The 1,673-nt window shown below is 65.1% G+C and carries 1 protein-coding gene; it reads right to left on the minus strand.

Annotated elements, in window-relative coordinates; translation table 11 throughout:
* Positions 1–1,346 (minus strand): molecular chaperone DnaK (dnaK, locus tag V7050_RS20930; RefSeq protein WP_324411272.1); only part of this gene is annotated, 1,346 nt, incomplete at its 3' end.
* Between the last annotated feature and the right edge of the window lie 327 nt (positions 1,347–1,673).

The following is a 1,673-nucleotide window of genomic DNA, read 5'->3' on the forward strand; positions in this document are numbered from 1 at the left end:
AGCTTGTTGTCGGCCGCCATCTCGCGCTCGCCCTGGAAGACCCGGATCGTCACCGCGTTCTGGTTGTCTTCCGCCGTGGAGAAGATCTGGCTCTTCTTGGTCGGGATCGTGGTGTTGCGATCGATGAGCCGGGTGAAGACGCCGCCGAGGGTCTCGATGCCGAGCGAGAGCGGGGTCACGTCCAAGAGCACCACGTCCTTGACGTCGCCCTGGAGCACGCCGGCCTGGATCGCGGCGCCCATGGCGACGACCTCGTCGGGGTTCACGCCCTTGTGCGGCTCCTTGCCGAAGAACTTGGTCACCTCCTCGATGACCTTGGGCATGCGGGTCATGCCGCCCACCAGCACCACCTCGTCGATGTCGCCCTTGGCGATGCCCGCATCCTTGAGCGCCGCCTGGCAGGGCTTCATCGAGCGCGTGATCAGGTCGCCCACGAGGCTTTCGAGCTTGGCGCGGGTCAGCTTCAGCACCAGGTGCAGCGGCTGGTGCGTCTTGGGGTCCATCGAGATGAACGGCTGGTTGATCTCGGTCTGGGACGAGGAGGAGAGCTCGATCTTGGCCTTCTCCGCGGCTTCCTTGAGCCGCTGCAGCGCCATCTTGTCCTTGGTCAGGTCGACGCCGTTCTCCTTCTTGAACTCCTCGGCCAGGTACTGGACGACGCGCATGTCGAAGTCCTCGCCGCCGAGGAAGGTGTCGCCGTTGGTCGATTTCACCTCGAAGAGGCCGTCGTCGATCTCCAGGATCGAGATGTCGAAGGTGCCGCCGCCGAGGTCATAGACCGCGATGGTCTTGGTGCCCGACTTGTCGAGCCCGTAGGCCAGCGCCGCCGCCGTCGGCTCGTTGATGATCCTGAGCACCTCGAGCCCGGCGATCTTGCCGGCGTCCTTGGTGGCCTGGCGCTGGGCGTCGTTGAAATAGGCCGGGACGGTGATGACGGCCTGGTTCACGGTCTCGCCGAGATAGCTCTCGGCCGTCTCCTTCATCTTCTGCAGGACGAAGGCGGAAATCTGGCTGGGGGAAAACTTCTCGCCCTTGACCTCGACCCAGGCGTCGCCGTTCGGCCCGGGGATGATCTTGTAGGGCACCATGTCCTTGTCCTTGGCGGTGACCGGATCGTCGTACCGCCGACCGATGAGGCGCTTGATGGCGAAGAGGGTGTTCTCGGAATTGGTCACGGCCTGGCGCTTGGCCGACTGGCCGACGAGGCGCTCGTCGTCGGTGAAGGCGACGATCGAGGGCGTGGTGCGCGCGCCTTCGGAATTCTCGATGACGCGGGCCTGGCTGCCATCCATGATGGCGACGCAGGAGTTGGTGGTGCCGAGGTCGATACCGATGACTTTGGGCATATACGTTCCTTTCGAGCGGCGATCTGGCGGGGCGAGTCCAAGGCTGGCCCTTGCCCTGCATCCCATGCCGGGTTTCACGTGATCGTGTGGCCGGCGCTTCGGATGGCTATATAGGTTTCGCGTTTTGGTGCTGCAAGCGCTCCGCGGCGGCGGAGGCGGTGTTTTCCTTGGGGTTTCGGGGCGGGTGTTCGAGATCGGCGGCTTTGAGATTCACAAGGCCCGGCTGGACCGGCCGGCCCAACTCCCCATGGTGGGGGAACTGCGCGACGTGGTCCGCGCCGCGCCGCTCTTCGCGCCCGTGACGCCCTGGGGGAAGCCGATGAGCGT

The organism is Amaricoccus sp. (assembly GCF_036846665.1).
In the GTDB taxonomy this organism is placed as follows: Bacteria; Pseudomonadota; Alphaproteobacteria; order Rhodobacterales; family Rhodobacteraceae; genus Amaricoccus.